This is a genomic window from Bradyrhizobium sp. USDA 4369, from assembly GCF_054056435.1.
Genome location: NZ_JBSRYH010000001.1, coordinates 5,258,201 through 5,275,079 on the forward strand (window position 1 = coordinate 5,258,201; position 16,879 = coordinate 5,275,079).

The 16,879-nt window shown below is 67.3% G+C and carries 19 protein-coding genes and 1 pseudogene; 10 read left to right on the plus strand and 10 right to left on the minus strand.

All coding sequences use genetic code 11. The features are described from left to right. Positions 1-2 precede the first annotated feature (2 nt). The 6 genes from ACVIJ6_RS23780 to murI all read right to left on the minus strand — a co-directional run bounded on the left by ACVIJ6_RS23780 (position 3) and on the right by murI (position 4,520). Positions 3-530 (minus strand): hypothetical protein, encoded by a 528-nt coding sequence (locus ACVIJ6_RS23780; protein WP_456774682.1) that lies wholly within the window; start codon positions 528-530, stop codon positions 3-5. Positions 531-729: 199 nt separating this feature from the next. Next, complete coding sequence (rpsD, locus tag ACVIJ6_RS23785) at positions 730-1,347, minus strand: 30S ribosomal protein S4 (RefSeq protein WP_011925811.1); 618 nt, start codon at positions 1,345-1,347, stop codon at positions 730-732. A gap of 216 nt (positions 1,348-1,563) precedes the next feature. Beyond that, the gene (locus ACVIJ6_RS23790; RefSeq protein ID WP_456774683.1) at positions 1,564-2,388 is read right to left on the minus strand and encodes an acyltransferase; all 825 of its coding nucleotides are present in this window, start codon (positions 2,386-2,388) and stop codon (positions 1,564-1,566) included. 98 nt (positions 2,389-2,486) lie between these two features. Then, a complete protein-coding gene (locus ACVIJ6_RS23795) occupies positions 2,487-2,873 on the minus strand; it encodes a cupin domain-containing protein (RefSeq protein WP_456774684.1) in 387 nt (128 codons plus the stop codon). A 62-nt stretch (positions 2,874-2,935) separates the two neighbouring features. Then, on the minus strand, positions 2,936-3,709 hold the full coding sequence (locus ACVIJ6_RS23800) for an HpcH/HpaI aldolase family protein (protein ID WP_456774685.1): 774 nt from the start codon (positions 3,707-3,709) through the stop codon (positions 2,936-2,938). A gap of 13 nt (positions 3,710-3,722) precedes the next feature. After that, positions 3,723-4,520: a glutamate racemase gene (gene murI, locus ACVIJ6_RS23805; RefSeq protein ID WP_456774686.1), complete on the minus strand. Its 798-nt coding sequence runs from the start codon at positions 4,518-4,520 to the stop codon at positions 3,723-3,725. A gap of 1,047 nt (positions 4,521-5,567) precedes the next feature. Here murI and ACVIJ6_RS23810 point away from each other — a divergent pair. From ACVIJ6_RS23810 to ACVIJ6_RS23855, 10 genes and pseudogenes are all read left to right on the plus strand, one after another. Next, positions 5,568-6,131: a hypothetical protein gene (locus tag ACVIJ6_RS23810; RefSeq protein ID WP_456774687.1), complete on the plus strand. Its 564-nt coding sequence runs from the start codon at positions 5,568-5,570 to the stop codon at positions 6,129-6,131. Further along, positions 6,043-6,714: a transposase gene (locus tag ACVIJ6_RS23815; protein ID WP_456774688.1), complete on the plus strand. Its 672-nt coding sequence runs from the start codon at positions 6,043-6,045 to the stop codon at positions 6,712-6,714. The genes ACVIJ6_RS23810 and ACVIJ6_RS23815 overlap by 89 nt, the downstream gene beginning before the upstream one ends. A 379-nt stretch (positions 6,715-7,093) precedes the next feature. Then, entirely contained in the window at positions 7,094-7,495 is a 402-nt protein-coding gene (locus ACVIJ6_RS23820; RefSeq protein ID WP_456774689.1) for a thiol-disulfide oxidoreductase DCC family protein, read from the plus strand. 123 nt (positions 7,496-7,618) lie between these two features. Next, positions 7,619-8,038, plus strand: coding sequence for a CopG family transcriptional regulator (locus ACVIJ6_RS23825; RefSeq protein ID WP_456774690.1), 420 nt, complete (start codon positions 7,619-7,621; stop codon positions 8,036-8,038). Between the two features lie 4 nt (positions 8,039-8,042). After that, complete coding sequence (locus ACVIJ6_RS23830) at positions 8,043-9,206, plus strand: extracellular catalytic domain type 1 short-chain-length polyhydroxyalkanoate depolymerase (RefSeq protein ID WP_456774691.1); 1,164 nt, start codon at positions 8,043-8,045, stop codon at positions 9,204-9,206. A 91-nt stretch (positions 9,207-9,297) separates the two neighbouring features. After that, the gene (locus ACVIJ6_RS23835; RefSeq protein ID WP_456774692.1) at positions 9,298-9,576 is read left to right on the plus strand and encodes a hypothetical protein; all 279 of its coding nucleotides are present in this window, start codon (positions 9,298-9,300) and stop codon (positions 9,574-9,576) included. A 159-nt stretch (positions 9,577-9,735) separates the two neighbouring features. Beyond that, positions 9,736-10,497 (plus strand): ABC transporter ATP-binding protein, encoded by a 762-nt coding sequence (locus tag ACVIJ6_RS23840; protein ID WP_456774693.1) that lies wholly within the window; start codon positions 9,736-9,738, stop codon positions 10,495-10,497. Between the two features lie 38 nt (positions 10,498-10,535). Further along, a pseudogene (locus tag ACVIJ6_RS23845) lies at positions 10,536-11,135 on the plus strand (ABC transporter permease); the annotation flags it as partial. A 223-nt stretch (positions 11,136-11,358) separates the two neighbouring features. Further along, positions 11,359-12,858, plus strand: a complete 1,500-nt coding sequence (locus ACVIJ6_RS23850) for an FtsX-like permease family protein (RefSeq protein WP_456777068.1) — start codon at positions 11,359-11,361, stop codon at positions 12,856-12,858. 2 nt (positions 12,859-12,860) lie between these two features. After that, positions 12,861-14,060, plus strand: a complete 1,200-nt coding sequence (locus tag ACVIJ6_RS23855) for an efflux RND transporter periplasmic adaptor subunit (protein ID WP_456777069.1) — start codon at positions 12,861-12,863, stop codon at positions 14,058-14,060. A 25-nt stretch (positions 14,061-14,085) separates the two neighbouring features. Here the strand turns inward: ACVIJ6_RS23855 and ACVIJ6_RS23860 are convergent, their stop codons facing one another. The 4 genes from ACVIJ6_RS23860 to ACVIJ6_RS23875 all read right to left on the minus strand — a co-directional run bounded on the left by ACVIJ6_RS23860 (position 14,086) and on the right by ACVIJ6_RS23875 (position 16,806). Beyond that, positions 14,086-15,189, minus strand: a complete 1,104-nt coding sequence (locus ACVIJ6_RS23860; RefSeq protein WP_456774694.1) for a D-alanine--D-alanine ligase family protein — start codon at positions 15,187-15,189, stop codon at positions 14,086-14,088. Positions 15,190-15,333: 144 nt separating this feature from the next. After that, entirely contained in the window at positions 15,334-15,864 is a 531-nt protein-coding gene (locus ACVIJ6_RS23865) for a thermonuclease family protein (protein WP_456774695.1), read from the minus strand. A gap of 231 nt (positions 15,865-16,095) precedes the next feature. After that, the gene (locus ACVIJ6_RS23870; protein ID WP_456774696.1) at positions 16,096-16,263 is read right to left on the minus strand and encodes a hypothetical protein; all 168 of its coding nucleotides are present in this window, start codon (positions 16,261-16,263) and stop codon (positions 16,096-16,098) included. 129 nt (positions 16,264-16,392) lie between these two features. Further along, positions 16,393-16,806, minus strand: a complete 414-nt coding sequence (locus tag ACVIJ6_RS23875) for a hypothetical protein (protein WP_012045311.1) — start codon at positions 16,804-16,806, stop codon at positions 16,393-16,395. Between the last annotated feature and the right edge of the window lie 73 nt (positions 16,807-16,879).

Consider the following 16,879-nt stretch of genomic DNA (forward strand, 5'->3'; position numbering starts at 1 on the left):
GGTCATGCTGCGAGCCAGATATCCGGCCGCAGCGGCCTGGAGATATCGATGGGCTTGGTCACCAGCAGCGGCGCCTTCGCGCAATCGAACACCCAGGACTCCAGCGGGCTGCGTCGTGACGGCGAAAGAAGCAAAGCGGCGCCCGGCCGCTGCCGCTTGATGTTCCAGCCCATGTTCACCGCGGCCCAGCCGACCAGCATGGTCTGCCAGTTGTCGGCCTGGTCGTGGGCCTCATCGAAACAATGGAGAAGCTCGAGCGCGAACGGATCATAGCCGAGTTGCGCATCGGCAAAGGTGAGCCCGGTGCCGAGATGGCGGATCACATGGGCTGTCGCATCGGACTGAACGTGCCAGCAGGAGCGTTCAAGAATGTCGAAGACGGTCGAAGGATAGAGGCCGTCGTTGAACCGGTAGCGGATCCCCGACGGCCGTGCGCGTAACGGTGGCGAACGCAACGGCGGAAGCTGCGGAGCGCCGACCGCATCGGTCGGCAATGCACCGAAGATGATAGTGCGCCTGTTGAACTCCATGACGAACGCCCCGCACCTTTACAACTGGCGACAGTGAATCACGGGACGGCGGACCTGTCAGCCCAGGGTGAGGCGAATTCGTGGCAAGTGTGGCATTCGGGAATCGATTCGCCGCATCCGAAGTTCCAAAAAAGAAGGCCCCGGCGCGTGCCAGGGCCTTCGGAACATCAGATGTGATCGGACCTGCGTCCGGTCAAGATCAGCGCGAGTAGAACTCGACGATCAGATGCGGCTCCATCTGCACCGCGAACGGCACGTCCGACAGCGCCGGGATGCGGATGAACTTCGCGGTCATCTTGGAGTGATCGGCCTCGATGTAGTCGGGCACGTCACGCTCGGCGAGCTGGGTGGCTTCGAGCACCACGGCGAGCTGCTTCGAGGCTTCCTTGACCTCGATCACGTCGCCCGGCTTGACCTGGTAGCTCGCGATGTTGACCTTGCGGCCGTTCACCTTGATGTGGCCGTGGTTGATGAACTGGCGTGCGGCGAACATGGTCGAGACGAACTTGGCGCGGAACACCACGGTGTCGAGACGGCGCTCCAGAATGCCGATCAGGTTCTCGCCGGTGTCACCCTTCAAGCGGCCGGCCTCGACATAGATGCCGTGGAACTGGCGCTCGGAGATGTTGGCGTAATAGCCCTTCAGCTTCTGCTTGGCGCGCAGCTGCACGCCGAAATCGGAGAGCTTGCCCTTGCGGCGCTGGCCGTGCTGGCCGGGGCCGTATTCGCGGCGGTTCACGGGGCTCTTCGGGCGGCCCCAGATATTCTGGCCCATGCGGCGATCGATCTTGTACTTCGCCTCACTGCGCTTAGTCATCGCGTCCTCTTCAAGTCTTGCGTTCGGGTTTGAGGAAACGCGCCCTCCTGTGTGTCCGGGAAACCCGGTCCACCGACAGGCCGATCCCCAAAGCGTAGGGGACGAGGCCACGGGTCGCGAAACGCAACGCGGGCCGAAAGCGGCCCGCGAGCAGGGCGGTTCTTAAGGGAGAAACCGCTGACTTGTCAAACCTTAACCGCCGCGTCCGCCGGTAAATCACCGCTCCGGCTCCTGCGGGACGGCGATTTTCTCCAGTGCAGCGGTGCAATCCCGGCCCGCCTCCGCCGCTCCGCGGCCGGACGACCGTCCGGCCCTCAGCTCGGCCGCGATCTCGCCGTTCAGCACCTGGGCGAGCCGGATGGCCGTCCTGGCGATCATGGCCCCATCGGTGACGCGGTGGTCCCAGCGGATCAGGAGGCGGATCGTCTGGTCTGGCTGGACCACGTCGAAATTGATGATGAACGGCCCCGGGCTCAGCGCCAGCAACTCACCGCCGCCGCAGGCGGCGACGCTGGTCACGGAGAAATTGCCGAACCAATTGGCCCGTTGCCGGCCGAAACTGAGCCCCACCCACCAGGCGAAGCGGCGCAGCGGCAGCGGTAACCGGGTCGCCCGCATGATCTTACGGAACATCGGGACGTCGCCGAGCGGCGCCTCCTTGCCCTGCCGGATCATGGCGTCGATCTCGGCCAGGGTCATGTTTTCCGGTCCGGCGATGCGCTGCGGCAGCACGCAATCCTCGCCATTCTCGACCCGGGCGATGGTCACGGTCGCCACGCTGCGCGGCAGCTCGTAGAAGCAGGGCCACGGCCATTTGACGTAGAGCGTGCGCAGCACCGGCTCGTCGCGGGCGACGAGCGCGAAGGCCTTGACGAACAGCGCGGCGAAACCGGGCGGGCAGGCGGCCGCGGCCCGCGCCTCCAGCAGCGGGCCGATCGCAATCGAGCGGGCCAGCGACACGAACGGCACGTCGCGCGAGGCACGCATCAGATCGATGATCAGACGGCGGTGCAGGGAAATCGGCCTGGTTGTTCCGCGCATCCTGAACCCGTCACTCCCGATCCGTGTTTTGTGGCCTGTCCGTCGCCCCGGCGGCGGCTGCTGTTAGCACCGAGCGACGGGGCAACGAAAGCCCTCGCCTATGGCGCGGGCGAGGCGAGCGGCCTGGTCTTGTCGACGACGTAAACACCGAGCACTTTCAGACCCTTGTCGCCATGAACCTTGGCGTCATGGACCACGCCCGCGGGAATTTGGAACGAATCACCCGGTTTCAGGCGCCGGTCCGGCTGGCCTTCGACGATCAGATCCGCCTCGCCCTCCAGGATATAGGCGGTCTCGACGCCCGGATGGGTATGCCGGCCCGCGGCGCCGCCGGCCGCGACTTCGGCGATCGCCTGGACGATGGTATAACCGTCCGGAAAATCGGTCTTCTGCAGCAGGGTGCGCTTGATCGCCGGCTGCTGCGCCAGCGCCGCACCAAGTCCGAGCACGGCCAGCGACAGGCCAAAAATCGTCTTTTTCATCATGATGTTGTCCCCCGATATTGTTGTTCGTTTGAAAGTTGAGGCGCGCCGCAGCGGGCGCCGAATCAGCGCCTGATGCCCTCGAAGCTTGCGGCAATGCCGCGCTGGAACAAGGACCAGTCGAAACCCAGCGCCAGCGCCACGTAGCCGCGTTCGATCATTGCATTGGCCTGCTCGGCCGAGCGGGCGGCGCCGCCGATCGGCACGCCCGATCTGAGGATGCCGGCTTCGGCGCGGGCGATGAGAGATTTCACCTCGGGATCATCGAGCTGGCCGCGCTTGTTGATCGAGGTGGCGAGGTCCCCCGGGCCGATCACCGCGATGTCGATGCCGGGCGTGGCCATGATCTCGTCGATGCGCTCGACCGCCTCGACGTGCTCGATCGTGACCATGCAGACCATGTCGTCATCGGCGGTCGCCATGTACTCGGCCATCGACACGTTCCAATGGAACGGCGCGTGGAACGGCCCCCAGAGCCGGTCGCCGCGGGGCGGATAGCGGACGCTGCGCACGGCCTTCTCGGCATCAGCGCGGCTGGAGATCATCGGGAAGTTGATGCCGAGCGCGCCGAGATCCATCGGCGCCTTGGCGAGATGCGGTTCGTTGGCGGCGATCCGGACCAGGGGCACGCAGGGCGTGCCGGATGTGGCCGTGATCATCGCATGCGCATTGGAGAGATCAATCGGCCCGTGCTCGAGATCGACGATGATCCAGTCGAGCTGCTGCGCCATGATGCGCACGGTCTGGATGCTCGGGATGGTGGCGATCGCGCCGAAGGTCGGCCGCTTGTCGCGCCAGGCCTGTTTGAGGCGGTTGAGCGGTTTGGGCGTTGCAGACATCCTGAGGCCTCCGTCAGGCCGGCACGCGGCCGCCGAAATAGGGCGTGAGCGCCTGGCTGAGTTGATGCGGCTTTTGCGAGGTGAGGATCATGGTGGCGCCGCCATCGCCGGCGCTTGCTGTTGACGGGCCGAGCAGATCCACGACACGGCGCGCGATCGCCGGCGCCGGGTCGATCCAGGCGACCGGCCATGGCGCCAGCCGTTCGAGGCGGTCGAGCAGCAGCGGATAATGGGTGCAGGCGAGCACGACGGTATCGGTGCGGGCGCTGGCGTCGTCGGCATCGCCGGTGAAGCAGGGGGCGATCTCGGCGGCGATGGCCGCGTCGCTGACGCTGCCACCGCTGAGCGCGGCTTCGGCCAGCGAGGCCAACTCCGGCGAGCCGACCAGGGTCACGGCGCAGCCTTGTGCAAAGTCTCGGATGAGGGCGTGGGTGTATTCGCGCTGCACGGTCGCCTTGGTGCCGAGCACCGACACGTGTTTGGTCCGCGACTGCGCACAGGCCGGCTTGATCGCCGGCACCGTGCCGACGAACGGCACGGCATAGGCGGCCCGCAGCGGCGCCAGCGTCTGCACCGAGGCGGTGTTGCAGGCGATCACGATCAGATCCGGCCGATGCGCTGATATCAACTCGCCCATCAGCGGCACCACGCGGGCGATCAGCGCCGCTTCGCTGTGATGGCCGTAGGGAAAGAACGCGTCGTCGGCGACATAGACGTAATGCGCATCCGGGCGGGCGCGCACCACCTCGCGCTGCACGGAGAGGCCGCCGAGGCCGGAGTCGAAGATGAGAATCGTGGGGGAGTGGGTCACGCGGCGAGTGTACCGGAAGGAGCGGAGCGATTCAGTCGGTTTTTCCGCGAGTCTGGGCGGGAGTGAGGCACTTGGGTGTGTTCCGGTGGGAAGAGGGAAGGTTCAAAGATCCGCATGGGGGCCACGGCAGACGTCAAAAAACAGTGTCATCCTGGCGAACGCCGGGATCCATAACCACCGGCGGATATTGTCGCGCAAGGTCGACGCTTCCAGCGTGCCTCGCACGGCCGCCGCGGCGTATGGGTCCCGGGTCGGCGCCGCGCCAATGCTGCCGCGTTGTCGCAGCTTGCCCGGGACGACAGCGGAGATGAAAGCGTCGTCGCGAGCGAAGCGACTTGTCCGCGATAGCCCGAAGGGCGATGGCGGAAGCAATCCAGAATCCCGCGACGACTCTGGATTGCTTCGTCGCGTTGCTCCTCGCAATGACGGTGAGACATGAGCGGCGCCGAGACATACGCTCTCCTCCTCGCGCCCGCATCTCGCGTCCGAGTGTTGCTCGTCTGATCGCCCTCTCCACAATGAGGGCGCGGGGAAGGCCGGGTGCCCGTCGCACCCATGGCCCGCCTGCAGCAAAAAAAGCAGGCGGCAGTCACCACAGGTACAGGCCGGATCATCCGGCCTTCCCCGCGCGATGGTCTGACGGCTTATACGTACTCTCCCCGGGGATCGGCTGTCTTGCCCCCGTCCCCCGCGCGCTCGTCGAACTTGGCAGCGCGAGCTTGGCATCAGCACCGGGATGCCAGGACCACACGATTTCGCCGTGCGCATCGGATCGTTCGTCGGCATGATCGCTCACGCTGCAACCCGACACGCCCACCGCATCCCGCACCCAACGCTCGTGACGATCGCGATGCGCCCCTCAAGTGGGACGGGATGCGGCGGAGCATAGCATTTTTCTGCAAAAACGAAAGAACAAAATTCGGGCGATACGAATCCTTTGGCAGCTCGACCCAGCACGCCAGTTGCTCGGCCGGGATGTCGTCTCAGGACGACTGGCGCAGGTCACAGGATCCGATTAGGTTCGAAGGAGATATGACCTGAGGCCCAATGGAGCGTCAGAGCTTGCAGGAGAGATCTGGGGTGGGTCGGACGCAGGCCAGGGCCGGATCTGATCCCGGACGAGCGCTGCCGAAGCCGGATATCGGCACGAGGCTGCTCCTCCGCATGTCCGTCAGTGAAACCGTCGACGGTGTATGGGTCGGCAGTACGGAAGACGAGCCTCACCCTGGCCGCGCTCGTGTCGTCCAGGCGCTGCAACTGATCCGCGAGCGCGATCCGATCAACCATGCCCGGATCACGCGCCAGCTGAAGCGCATCTGGATCGATGTCATCGCGAGCGGGCGAGCGCATTACGACCAAGCCCTGGAGGCTTGCGTCATCGATCGCCGCTATCTCTCGCCGGACACCACGACCATCGAGCAGATCGCTTCGACCATCGTGCATGAGGCGACCCATGCGCGCCTGTATTACGGTGACAGTGCATTTAATTTGACATTCGTCGTCCGCAGGCGCAGGATGGCGCATGGCCCGTCTTGCCCGCGTCGTCATTCCCGGTCTGCCGCATCACGTCACCCAGCGCGGCAACGGCCGCGCGCGAACCTTTTTCGGTGACGACGACTACGCGCTCTACCGCGATCTGCTCGCGACCCATTGCGAGGCGGCCGACGTCGCGGTGTGGGCGTGGTGCCTGATGCCGAACCACGTGCATCTGATCCTGGTGCCGTCGGATGCCGATGGCCTGCGCCGGGCGCTGTCGCGGGTGCATCGCATCTATGCCGGAATCATCCAGGCGCGGCGCAAGCGCAGCGGGCATTTCTGGCAGGGGCGGTTCGGCGCGGTGGCGATGGACGAGGCGCATCTGGCGGCTGCGCTGCGCTATGTCAGCCTCAACCCGGTGCGGGCCCGGCTGGTGGCGCGCGCCCAGGACTGGGCGTGGTCGAGCACGCGCGCGCATCTGCGCGGGCGCGACGACGGCGTCACGGCGCGTGAGCCGGTGAAGGCGATGTTCCCCGACATGGCCGGGCTCCTGGGCGGCGCGCCCGAGGACGAGGCGGCGTTGTTCGCTCGCCTGCGCGCAGCCGAGAGCATCGGCCGCCCGATCGGCAGCGACCGCTTCCTCGCGCGACTCGAGAAGCAGACCGGCCGCGTGCTCAAGCCTGCCAAACGCGGGCCGAAGCCGGTGGAGGAGGATTGAGTGGGGGGGGTGGACGTTGCGGGGAGGCGGTACGGTTTTATGCACTGTCACCGTAATGGCCTCCGTAATGGCATGCTGAGTTTTATGCACTGTCACCGTTACTCCGCCGTCAGAACGCCGGGATCCATCACCACCGGCGGACATTGACGTGCAAGCTGAGCATTTTCAGCGTGCCTCGCACATCCGCCGCGGAGTATGGGTCCCGGGTCGGCGCCGCGCCAACGCTGCCGCGTTGTCACGGCTTGCCCGGGACGACGGCGGCAATCGAACTTGTCAGGGCCGAGGTGATCACGATTCCGGGGAGCCGCTGACCCAAACCGCTCGCGCAGACGTTTGGGAAGCAAGGGCTGAGATCGGTCCTCTCCCTAAGGAGATCCGCGTGGCGCCAGAGCAAGCAAAATCGACCGTCTATTATGACGGCTCCTGTCCGCTGTGCCGGGCGGAGATCGGTTACTACAGCCGCACCGACGAGGCCGGCGCGCTGTGCTTCGTCGACGTCTCCAAGGCAGATGCCGCAGCTCCGGACGGGCTCTCTCAGCAAGAGGCCATGCAGCGGTTCCATGTGCGTGCCGGCGACGGGCGGCTGCTCTCGGGGGCTGCGGCCTTCGTCGAGGTCTGGCGGCGGCTGCCGCGATGGCGCTGGGCGGCGCGGCTGGCGTCGTTGCCGGGCGTGCTGGCGGTGCTGGAGCTGGGTTACCGGCTGTTTCTTCCCGTCCGGCCATTGATCTCCCGCAGCGTCGCGCGTCTCCAGCAGCGCAGGGCGGCTGCCGGGGGGCGCTGATCGCGGGTGACGTTTTGGCGGTGCCCGCGTTCAATGACCCGCCCGCGCCTTGAACGACTCTGAAGGACATCCATATACCATCCATAGGCCATCCAATGGGATGGCAGAAGGGATGCCGCCGCGATGCCCGACAATGTCCACCCGCTCCGTGCCAAAGCGCCCGACACCGAGAAGATCACGGTCAATCTCGGCTATGTCGATCTCGGCCAGATCGACCTGATGGTGCAGGAGGGGTTCTATTCCAACCGCACCGATTTCATCCGCACCGCGATCCGCAACCAGCTCGACCGGCATGCCGACGTGGTCAAGCAGTCCACGCTGCGCCACAGCCTGGACCTCGGCCTGCGCAACTTCAGCCGCGCCGATCTCGAAGCGGCGCAGCGCGCCGGCCAGATGCTGCAGATCAACGTGCTGGGGCTCGCCACCATCGCCGCCGACGTCACGCCCGAGCTCGCCCGCGCCACCATCGCCTCGATCTCGGTGCTGGGCGCGCTCCATGCCACCCCCGCGGTCAAGGTCGCTCTCGCCGACAGAATGAGGTAGCGCCATGCTCGATCAGGATATCATGCGCGAGGCGACGCGATTGACGCGGGCAGGCCAGCTCGTCGAGGCCACGGCGCTGCTGCAGCGGATGCTGCGCGGCGACGGTGCTCCGGCGGCGGCATCGTCCGCGGCCGAGCAGCCGCCCTCGGCGCAACACAGCTCAACACAAGCCTCCGCAACACAAGCCTCCCCAACGCAAGCCATACCATTGCGAGGCGCGTCCGCTTTGGCGCGCAAGCGCTTCGTCCGTCGTGACGGCCTTCGCGACCTCGCTGGGATCGGCTTGCGAGGTCGCGGCCTGCGGATGCCGGCCGCGCATGAGATCGCGCCGGAGGGCGCGCGCTTCATCGAACAGAGCTTCAGCAATGCGGCCGGGCACAGGTCCTACAAGCTGCTGATCCCGAGCAGGACTCACGAACATCCGCTGCCGCTCATCGTCATGCTGCATGGCTGCACGCAATCCCCTGACGATTTCGCCGCGGGCACGCGGATGAATTTCGCGGCCGAGGAGCAGGGCTGCTTCGTGGTCTATCCTGAGCAGCCGAGCGGCGCCAATCCATCGAAATGCTGGAACTGGTTTCGTACCAGCGATCAGCAGCGCGACGGCGGCGAGCCGTCGCTGATCGCGGGCATCACCCGCCAGGTGATGCAGGACCACGCGGTCGATCGCAGCCGCGTCTACGTCGCCGGCCTGTCGGCCGGCGGTGCTGCGGCTGCCATCATGGCCGCGACCTATCCCGACCTGTATGCGGCCGCCGGCATCCATTCGGGCCTCGCCTGCGGCGCCGCGCGCGATCTGCCGTCGGCGCTGATGGCCATGCGTCAGGGCGGCGCCGCGCCCGCGCGCAGCGCGCTCGTGCCGACCATCGTCTTTCATGGCGACCGCGACACGACCGTGCATCCGGCCAATGGCGACCGGATTGCGCGATCCGCCGGCGAGCGCGGGACCACGTCGATGGTACGCGGCCGCGTGCCCGGCGGCCATGCCTATACGCGGACGGTTCTGACCGACCGCGGCCAGGTGACGTCGGAGCACTGGACCATCCATGGCGCCGCTCATGCCTGGTCTGGCGGCAGCCCGGCCGGCTCCTACACCGATCCGAAGGGCCCGGACGCCACGCGCGAGATGCTGCGCTTCTTCCTCACGCGTGCGCGCGAGGCCGAATAGCCGAATAGATGAGGGCGGGCGCATGACGGTGATGCCGTACTGACTTGCGCCCGCCAACAAGCAGGTCATTCACATCGAACGCGGTGGTGCGATGCGCCGATTGCTGGATTGGTTCTTCCGAAATCGCCAGACCGGCGAGATCACGATCGCACAGATGCCAAACCCCGCGCTGTGGATCGTGCTGGTGGGAAGCGTCGTGAGCTGGGTCTGGCATCCGCCAGGGCGGATGGGTCTCAATCTGGATGGCCTGGTCAAGGCCAGCCTTGTCGTGTGGGCCGTCGACGAGCTCTTTCGCGGCGTCAATCCGTGGCGACGCTGCCTCGGCGCGGGTTTGCTGGTCTATGTGATCGCAACCGTCGAATGGGCATAGGGAGGCGTGAGTTCAAGCCTCGGCGCCGGGAATGCCGACCGCTTGACCTGCATCAACGGACATTGGCGCCTGCTGGCCGATGCTTGGCGATGTCGTCCAGTGTCACGGGAACATGCTTGGGACGTTCGACGCGTGCCTCGCGGCAGGAACCACAGTTTGATGAGTCCCTCGATCATCAACGACATGAACGCTGCCGCGCGCTCCGAGGGGCGAGGTGTCTCGCCGGTGTTTCGCGCTCGCAAGCTCTCCAAGACCTACCGCATGGGCGAGGTCGAGGTGCATGCGTTGCGCGACGTCGATCTCGACATCACCGAGGGCGAATTCGTGGTGCTGCTCGGGCCCTCGGGTTCAGGCAAGTCGACGCTGCTGAATATCCTCGGCGGGCTCGACAGTCCGACGTCGGGCGACGCGCAATGGCGTGATCATCAGCTGGTCGGCGCCGGCGATGCGGAGCTGACGCGCTACCGGCGCGAGCATGTCGGCTTCGTGTTCCAGTTCTACAACCTGATCCCCAGCCTGACCGTGCTCGAAAATGTCCAGCTGGTCACCGAGATCGCCGACCGGCCGCTCGATCCGCTGGAGGTGTTGAAGCTCGTCGGCCTCGAGCGGCGGATCGACCATTTTCCCTCGCAACTGTCCGGTGGCGAGCAGCAGCGGGTCGCGGTGGCCCGTGCCATCGTGAAGGCGCCCGACGTGCTGCTGTGTGACGAGCCGACCGGTGCGCTCGACTACGAGACCGGCAAGGTGGTGTTGGCCGCGATCGCGCGCGCCAACGAGCGGCTCGGCACCACCACCATCATCATCACCCACAATGCGGCGATCGCCGGCATGGCCGACCGCGTGCTGCGGCTCGGCGGCGGCCGCATCGTCGGCGAGACGCGCAATCCCCGGCGGCTCTCGGCCGAAGAGGTGACGTGGTGAGCCTGCTCAACCGCAAGCTCTGGCGCGATATCGGCGCCATGCGCGGGCAGGTGATCACCATCGCCCTGCTGGTTGCGGCGGGTGTCGCCGTGTTCGTCGGCTCGGTCTCCACCTATCAATCGCTGCGCGCTGGCTGCGAGCAGTTCTATGCAGAGGCGCGGTTTCCGCAGGTCTTCGTCACCTTGAAGCGCGCGCCGCTGACGCTGGTCGCCCGCCTCAACGCCGTCGCCGGCGTTCTGGCGGCTGAGCCGCGGATCGTGCGCGAGGTCATCGTCGACGCGCCCGCCGCGGCGCAGCCGGTGTCGGCGCGCCTCGTCTCGCTCAGCCGCGCCGGTGACGAGCCGCTGGCGCGGCTGCATCTGCGCCGCGGCACGGCGCCCGCGCCTGGCGACGCGCGCAGCGCCGCGGTCAACGAGGCCTTTGCGGATGCCAATGGCGTCAAGCCGGGCGACGAGATCCGCGTGCTGCTCAACGGCCGGCTGCAGGCGTTCCGGGTCTCCGGCATCGCGCTCTCGCCGGAATATGTCTATGCGGTGCGTCCGGGATTGCCGATTCCGGACGATCGCCTCTATGCGATCCTGTGGGTCGACCGCAGCGCGGCCGAGGCCGCCTTCGACATGAAGGGCGCGTTCAACGACGCGGTGGTCGCGCTGGCACCGGGGGCCGATGCACAGCCCGTCATCGAGGAGCTCGACCGGCTGCTCGAGCCCTATGGGTCGATTGGCGCGATCACGCGGCGCGACCAGCCGTCGAACCGGTTTCTCGAGGACGAGCTGAACCAGCAGAAGGTGATGTCGATCACCATTCCGATCATTTTCCTTCGGCGTCGCCGCCTTCCTGCTCAACAGCGCGCTCGGGCGGCTGGTCGCCGCGCAGCGCGAGCAGATCGCAGCCCTGAAAGCGCTCGGCTTTCCGACCTCGGCTTTGACCCTGCATTACCTCGCGCTGATGCTGGTCATCGTGCTGATCGGATCGGCGCTCGGCATCGCTGGCGGCTTCGGCTTCGGCCAGGCCATGATCACGAGCTACCACGGCTTCTTTCGCCTGCCGGAGCTGCCGTTCCGGCTTGCGCCGTGGTCGATCCTTGCCGGCGTTGCGATCAGCACCGCGGCTGGGTCGCTCGGTGTCATCACGGCGCTGCAGGCGGTCGTCGGACTTGCGCCTGCGGAAGCGATGCGGCCGGCCGTCCCGATGGGGTTTCGCCGCTCCTGGATCGAGCGGATCATGCCCGGCGGGGCGCGCCGCGCTCGGCGGATGATGATGCTGCGCAACGTCGCGGGGCGTCCGTTCCGCTCGCTGTTCACCGTCGTCGGCATCGCCTTCGCGGTGCCGATGATGGTGCTCGGAATCTTCTGGCGCGATGCGATCGGCGAGATGATCGAGCTGCAGTTCAACCTGGTCGAGCGCGGCAACGCCTCCATCACCTTCCCGCATCCGGTGGATCGCGCGGTGTTGCGCGACCTGGCGCGACAGCCGGGCGTGCTCCTGGCCGAAGGTCAGCGCATCGTGCCGGTGCGGCTGCGCGCCGGCCAGCGCAGCTACCTGACCTCGGTGATCGGGCTGGCGGCGGCGGACGAGCTGCGCCGTCCGCATGATGCCGCCCGCCGTCCGATCGTGGCGGCGCCCGACGGCATCACGCTGACGCGGCGGCTCGCCGAGCGGCTGGCGTTGAACGCGGGCGATCTCGTCACCGTGGAGGCCATGGAGGGCCGCCGGCGCCGCCGCGATGTGCCGGTGAGCGCCATCGTCGACGAGGCGATCGGGATGGCGTCCTACGTGGACATTGACACGCTGAACCGCTTCACCGGCGAAGGCGCGGTCATCTCGGCCGCCAGCCTGCATGTCGACCCGGCGACGCTGCCCGCGCTCGGCGCGCGGTTCAAGAGCCTGCCGATGATCGAATCCGTCTCGATGAAGGCCTATGCCGTTGCATCCTTCATCGACAAGATCGCGGGCCTCGTGTTCGTCACCGCGGGGATCCTCACCGGCTTCGCCGCGATCATCACCGTGGGCGTGGTCTACAACAGCGCCCGCATCAGCCTGCAGGAGCGGGCCTGGGAGCTCGCGAGCCTGCGCGTGCTCGGCTTCACCCGCGGCGAGGTCGCCGGCATCCTGTTCGGTGAATTCGCGCTCGAGATCGCGCTGGGGATTCCGCTCGGTCTGTTGCTGTCGCGCGGCATCATCGCGCTGATCGCGCGGCTGCATTCGAGCGAGAGCTTCCAGATTCCCGGTGTGATCGCGCCGCGGACGTACCTGATCGCGACAGCGGTGGTCTTGGCCAGCGCCGCGATCAGCGCCATCATCGTGCGCAGGAGGGTCGATCGGCTCGATCTGGTCGCCGCCCTCAAGACCAGGGAATGAGCATGCGTCCTGTGTTGCGCCGTGTCGTCATCGCGTCGATCGCTCTGGCGGTCGCTGCCGTCGTCGGCTGGATGGTGATGCCTGGTCCCATTCCGGTGGAGACGGCTGTGGTGACCAAAGGGCGGTTCGTTGCGACCGTCGAGGACGACGGCAAGACGCGGGTGCGCCAACGCTATGTCGTGGCCGCGCCGCTCGCCGGACGGCTCGGCCGTCTCCGCTTCAAGGCTGGCGATCAGGTCAAGGCCGACGACGTGGTCGCCACCATCACGCCGGCGCCGGCACCGCTGCTTGATCCGCGCGCCCGCCGCGAGGTCGAAGAGCGGCTCGGGGCGGCCGAGGCCAATGTCGAACGCGCCAAGGCGGTGGTGGCACGGGCGCAGGCGCAAAGCGCACAGGCGACGGCCGATCTCGCGCGCACCATGGCCCTGGCCGCAAGCGGGGCTGCGACGATACAGGCGAAGGAGCGCGCCGAGCTCACGATGCGCGTCGCCGAACGCGACCTGCGCGCCGCCGAATATGTCGACCACGCCGCCCAGCACGAACTCGGACAGCTCCGGGCGATGCTGGCGCGCTACGGCAGCAACACCGATGCCGACGTGCCAGCGGACAGCTGGAACGTGACGGCGCCGGTCGGCGGGCTGGTGCTGAAGGTGACCCAGGAAAGCGAGACCATGGTGCAGCCGGGCACGGCGCTGCTCGATCTCGGCGACCCCCATGATCTCGAAGTGGTCGTCGACGTGCTGAGCACCGATGCGGTCGAGATCGCTGCCGGCGCTGACGTCACGATCGACCGTTGGGGCGGCGCGGGCCGCCTGTCGGGGCGGGTTCGCCGCGTCGAGCCGGCGGCCTTCACCAAGATCTCCACGCTCGGCGTCGAGGAGCAGCGCGTCAACGTGCTGATCGACATCGTCTCGCCGGCCGAACAATGGCAGCGGCTGGGCGACGCCTATCAGCTCGATGCCCAGATCGCCGTCTTCACCCAGGACGATGCGATCATCGTTCCGACCGGCGCGCTGTTCAAGCGTGGCGACGATTGGTCGGTGTTCGTGCTCGAGGACGGCCGCGCCGCGTTGCGCAAGTTGCGGATCATCCGCCGCTCGGGCCGGTTCGCGGCGGTGGCCGAGGGCGTGTCCAGCGGCGATGTCGTGATCATCTATCCCGGCGACCGGGTGGCGGATGGCGTAAAGGTCGCGCCGCGCTGACGTGTGACTCCGCGCAGAAGCGTCCTCACCGCTGTGACGCCAGCTGCCGCAGCCGCGCATGCCGCGCCAATGCGTGCGCGATCAGGGCGTCCATCAGCGCCGGCTGGGGCAGGCCGGTGGCCTCCCACATCTTCGGATACATGCTGATATTGGTGAAGCCGGGCAGGGTGTTCACCTCATTGACGTAGACCTCGTCGCCGTGGACGAAAAAGTCGACGCGCGCGAGGCTCTCGCAGCAGAGCACGCCGAACACCTCGGTCGCCATGTTGCGGATGCGCTGCGCTAGGCCGGGCGCGACCTGCGCCGGGGCGTGCAGCGAGGCACCCGACGCGTCGGTGTATTTCGCCGCGTAGGAATAGAAGCCGTGGCTGCCCGCGGGTACGATCTCGCCGAGCTCGGAGGCTTTGACCTCGCCGTCGGCGTGCTCCAGCACGGCGCATTCGATCTCGCGCACCGGCGAGATGCAGCGCTCGATCAGGATCTTCCGGTCGAAGCGCAATGCGAGGTCGCAGGCGGCGGCGAACTCCTGCGGATCGCGCGCCTTGGAGATGCCGACCGACGAGCCGAGATTGGCCGGCTTGATGAACAGCTCGGAGGAGCCGACAGCGCGGACGGCGTCCTCGTAGCTCACCGGTGCCGCTGCCGTCATCGTGACGAACGGCACGATCGGCAGGCCGGCATCGCGCAGCAGGCGCTTGGCGACGTCCTTGTCCATCGCCGCAGCCGATCCCATCACCCGCGCGCCGACATAAGCGACATCGGCAAGCTCCAGTGCCCCCTGCATGGTGCCGTCCTCGCCATTGGGACCATGCAGCACCGGGAAGATGACATCGAAGGTGAGCTCGCGCGGTGCGGCGGCGCCGTCGCCGAGCACGAGCGCGCGGCCCCGGCCGGCCGGCAGCAACACGATCTGCGGCCCGTCCGGCGGCACGGTCAAAGCCTGGGCTGTCCTGTCGTTGACGGCATCCGCCTGCACCCAGCGTCCCTCCGGCGTGATGCCGATCAAGGTGACGGCGTATCGGCTCGCATCGAGCGACCGGAAGATGTTGGCGGCCGAGGCGCGGGACACGTCATGCTCGGCCGAGCGCCCGCCGAACAGGATCGCCACGCGCGTCGTGTTGTGTGCCATGACTTCCTTCCTACCAGCTTCAGACTCTGCGCTGCAGCGTATCGCGGCTGACCCGAGCGTGGCAATTGCCGCGACGAGATCCGCGCTCGCAATGACGGATGATGCAGAGTCGTATCGCTCTGATGGCGACGTCTCGCCCTGCACTCACCGCCAGCCGGTCGCGCCTTCGGAGCAGACCGACCGCGTGCCGGCAGCGTGCATGCAGCTGCGATAGAGCGACGGCTCGACGAAGCGGCCGGACCACACGCCGCGCCCGGCACGGCGGGCTGCGACCTGATCGGCCGCGTAATGACCGTGGGAATATTGCGGCTCCTCCACCGCGAGCCCGCGCGACACCATGAACTGCCCGAGATCGACGCCGCCGGCCGCGCAGCGCGCGACGATGCGGCCATAACGGTCGCCATCCACGGGCATGCAGCGGATGGTCTTGCCGCGCGTGAACGCGTCGAGCGTGTTGGCGGCGAGCGCGCCGCAGCGATAGGGCTTGCGGTCGCGGCCGCGGCATAATTGCGCGCTCTCCGGCGCGTCGATGCCCCACAAACGAATGCGCTGATCGTGAAGATCCAGCGTATCACCATCGACGATGCTGCCGCGGCCGACAAGGTCGCGCGCGACGGCAGAAGGCGCGGCAGCCAGCAGCAGAGCCGCGCAGAACGAGAGGAGAGAATATCGCAAGATCGGCACCGTGAACGATGGGTCGTCAATTCGCCGAGCGGCGAATCAGACGCGGCTCATGAGGTCTTATAGCGAAGCCGAGCAGCGCGATCCCGAGCAGCGCGATCCTATGGCTGCAAAGCGAGATCACGAGATGCGCCGACATCGCGCGCGTTCGCGGTGCGGACGTCATGGGCCAGGGGCGCGACCGGAGATGCGACATGCGGCCGTGATGCCCCATCGCCGTTGGGATCAGCGCGCCGGCCTGCTGCTCCGCGCGGCATGCTCCACGTCGGCGGCCAGCGCGCTCAGATGCGCGGCGAGGCGCGCGAACAGCTCGCGCTTGTCGCGGTCGGTGGCGAGGTCACGAATGATGGCGCATTCCGCCGCGTCGGCCCGCAGCTTGTCGGGCTCGGTCATCAACTCTGACATAATTCGCTTCCCTGCCGCGCTGGCGAAATGTCGAAACGACGAGCAGGCGAGATTGTTCCGGGGGCTGAGAAAGAATTTCGCCCTGACTTGTCATGGGATCTGAATACCGTCGCGCAGCTATCGCTCTCCGGGCCACCATGTCGAGGCGGGATGCGCGGCCGAGATCTTGGTCTCGCGCAACGCTACCAACGCGCTGCGCTTGTAGGGATGACCGCGCAGCCGCGAGCAATCCTGGCACCGCATGTAGCGCTCCAGCTCGTGGATCGGCGTCGTCTTGGGCCGCCTGATGATGTCGAGCGCGACGGTCTGATTGGTGTCGCAGCCGAGGCAGCGCACTTCGAGATAGAAGTAGCCGGCATTGAGGGCGTCGCCGAGCAGCGGCGAGGGTTGCGCCGGCCCCTTGTAGCCGAGCATCCGCTTGTTCCAGGCCGCGCAGGCGAGGCGGTCCGCTTCCTTGCGCGCGCGGGCGGCCTGCTCCTGCGCAATCCTGATGCCGGCGCCGTAGAGTCTCTCGCGCGATCTGGTGGTCATGAGCGCCATGATCGATCCCGCGGCGTCGCGCAGCAAGCCGCTAGGTTTGGGGCTGCAGGACCCGTGGGACTAC

Excerpts from the sequence above, each read along its gene's own strand:
- ACVIJ6_RS23825 (WP_456774690.1), top strand. The coding sequence starts at position 7,619 with ATGCCCGACAATGTCCACCCGCTCCGTGCCAAAGCGCCCGACACCGAG.
- ACVIJ6_RS23840 (WP_456774693.1), top strand. The coding sequence starts at position 9,736 with ATGAGTCCCTCGATCATCAACGACATGAACGCTGCCGCGCGCTCCGAG.
- ACVIJ6_RS23835 (WP_456774692.1), top strand. The coding sequence starts at position 9,298 with ATGCGCCGATTGCTGGATTGGTTCTTCCGAAATCGCCAGACCGGCGAG.
- ACVIJ6_RS23855 (WP_456777069.1), top strand. The coding sequence starts at position 12,861 with ATGCGTCCTGTGTTGCGCCGTGTCGTCATCGCGTCGATCGCTCTGGCG.
- ACVIJ6_RS23830 (WP_456774691.1), top strand. The coding sequence starts at position 8,043 with ATGCTCGATCAGGATATCATGCGCGAGGCGACGCGATTGACGCGGGCA.
- ACVIJ6_RS23875 (WP_012045311.1), bottom strand. The coding sequence starts at position 16,806 with ATGACCACCAGATCGCGCGAGAGACTCTACGGCGCCGGCATCAGGATT.
- ACVIJ6_RS23860 (WP_456774694.1), bottom strand. The coding sequence starts at position 15,189 with ATGGCACACAACACGACGCGCGTGGCGATCCTGTTCGGCGGGCGCTCG.
- ACVIJ6_RS23870 (WP_456774696.1), bottom strand. The coding sequence starts at position 16,263 with ATGACCGAGCCCGACAAGCTGCGGGCCGACGCGGCGGAATGCGCCATC.
- ACVIJ6_RS23815 (WP_456774688.1), top strand. The coding sequence starts at position 6,043 with ATGGCCCGTCTTGCCCGCGTCGTCATTCCCGGTCTGCCGCATCACGTC.
- rpsD (WP_011925811.1), bottom strand. The coding sequence starts at position 1,347 with ATGACTAAGCGCAGTGAGGCGAAGTACAAGATCGATCGCCGCATGGGC.
- ACVIJ6_RS23780 (WP_456774682.1), bottom strand. The coding sequence starts at position 530 with ATGGAGTTCAACAGGCGCACTATCATCTTCGGTGCATTGCCGACCGAT.
- ACVIJ6_RS23800 (WP_456774685.1), bottom strand. The coding sequence starts at position 3,709 with ATGTCTGCAACGCCCAAACCGCTCAACCGCCTCAAACAGGCCTGGCGC.
- ACVIJ6_RS23795 (WP_456774684.1), bottom strand. The coding sequence starts at position 2,873 with ATGATGAAAAAGACGATTTTTGGCCTGTCGCTGGCCGTGCTCGGACTT.
- ACVIJ6_RS23790 (WP_456774683.1), bottom strand. The coding sequence starts at position 2,388 with ATGCGCGGAACAACCAGGCCGATTTCCCTGCACCGCCGTCTGATCATC.
- ACVIJ6_RS23810 (WP_456774687.1), top strand. The coding sequence starts at position 5,568 with ATGGAGCGTCAGAGCTTGCAGGAGAGATCTGGGGTGGGTCGGACGCAG.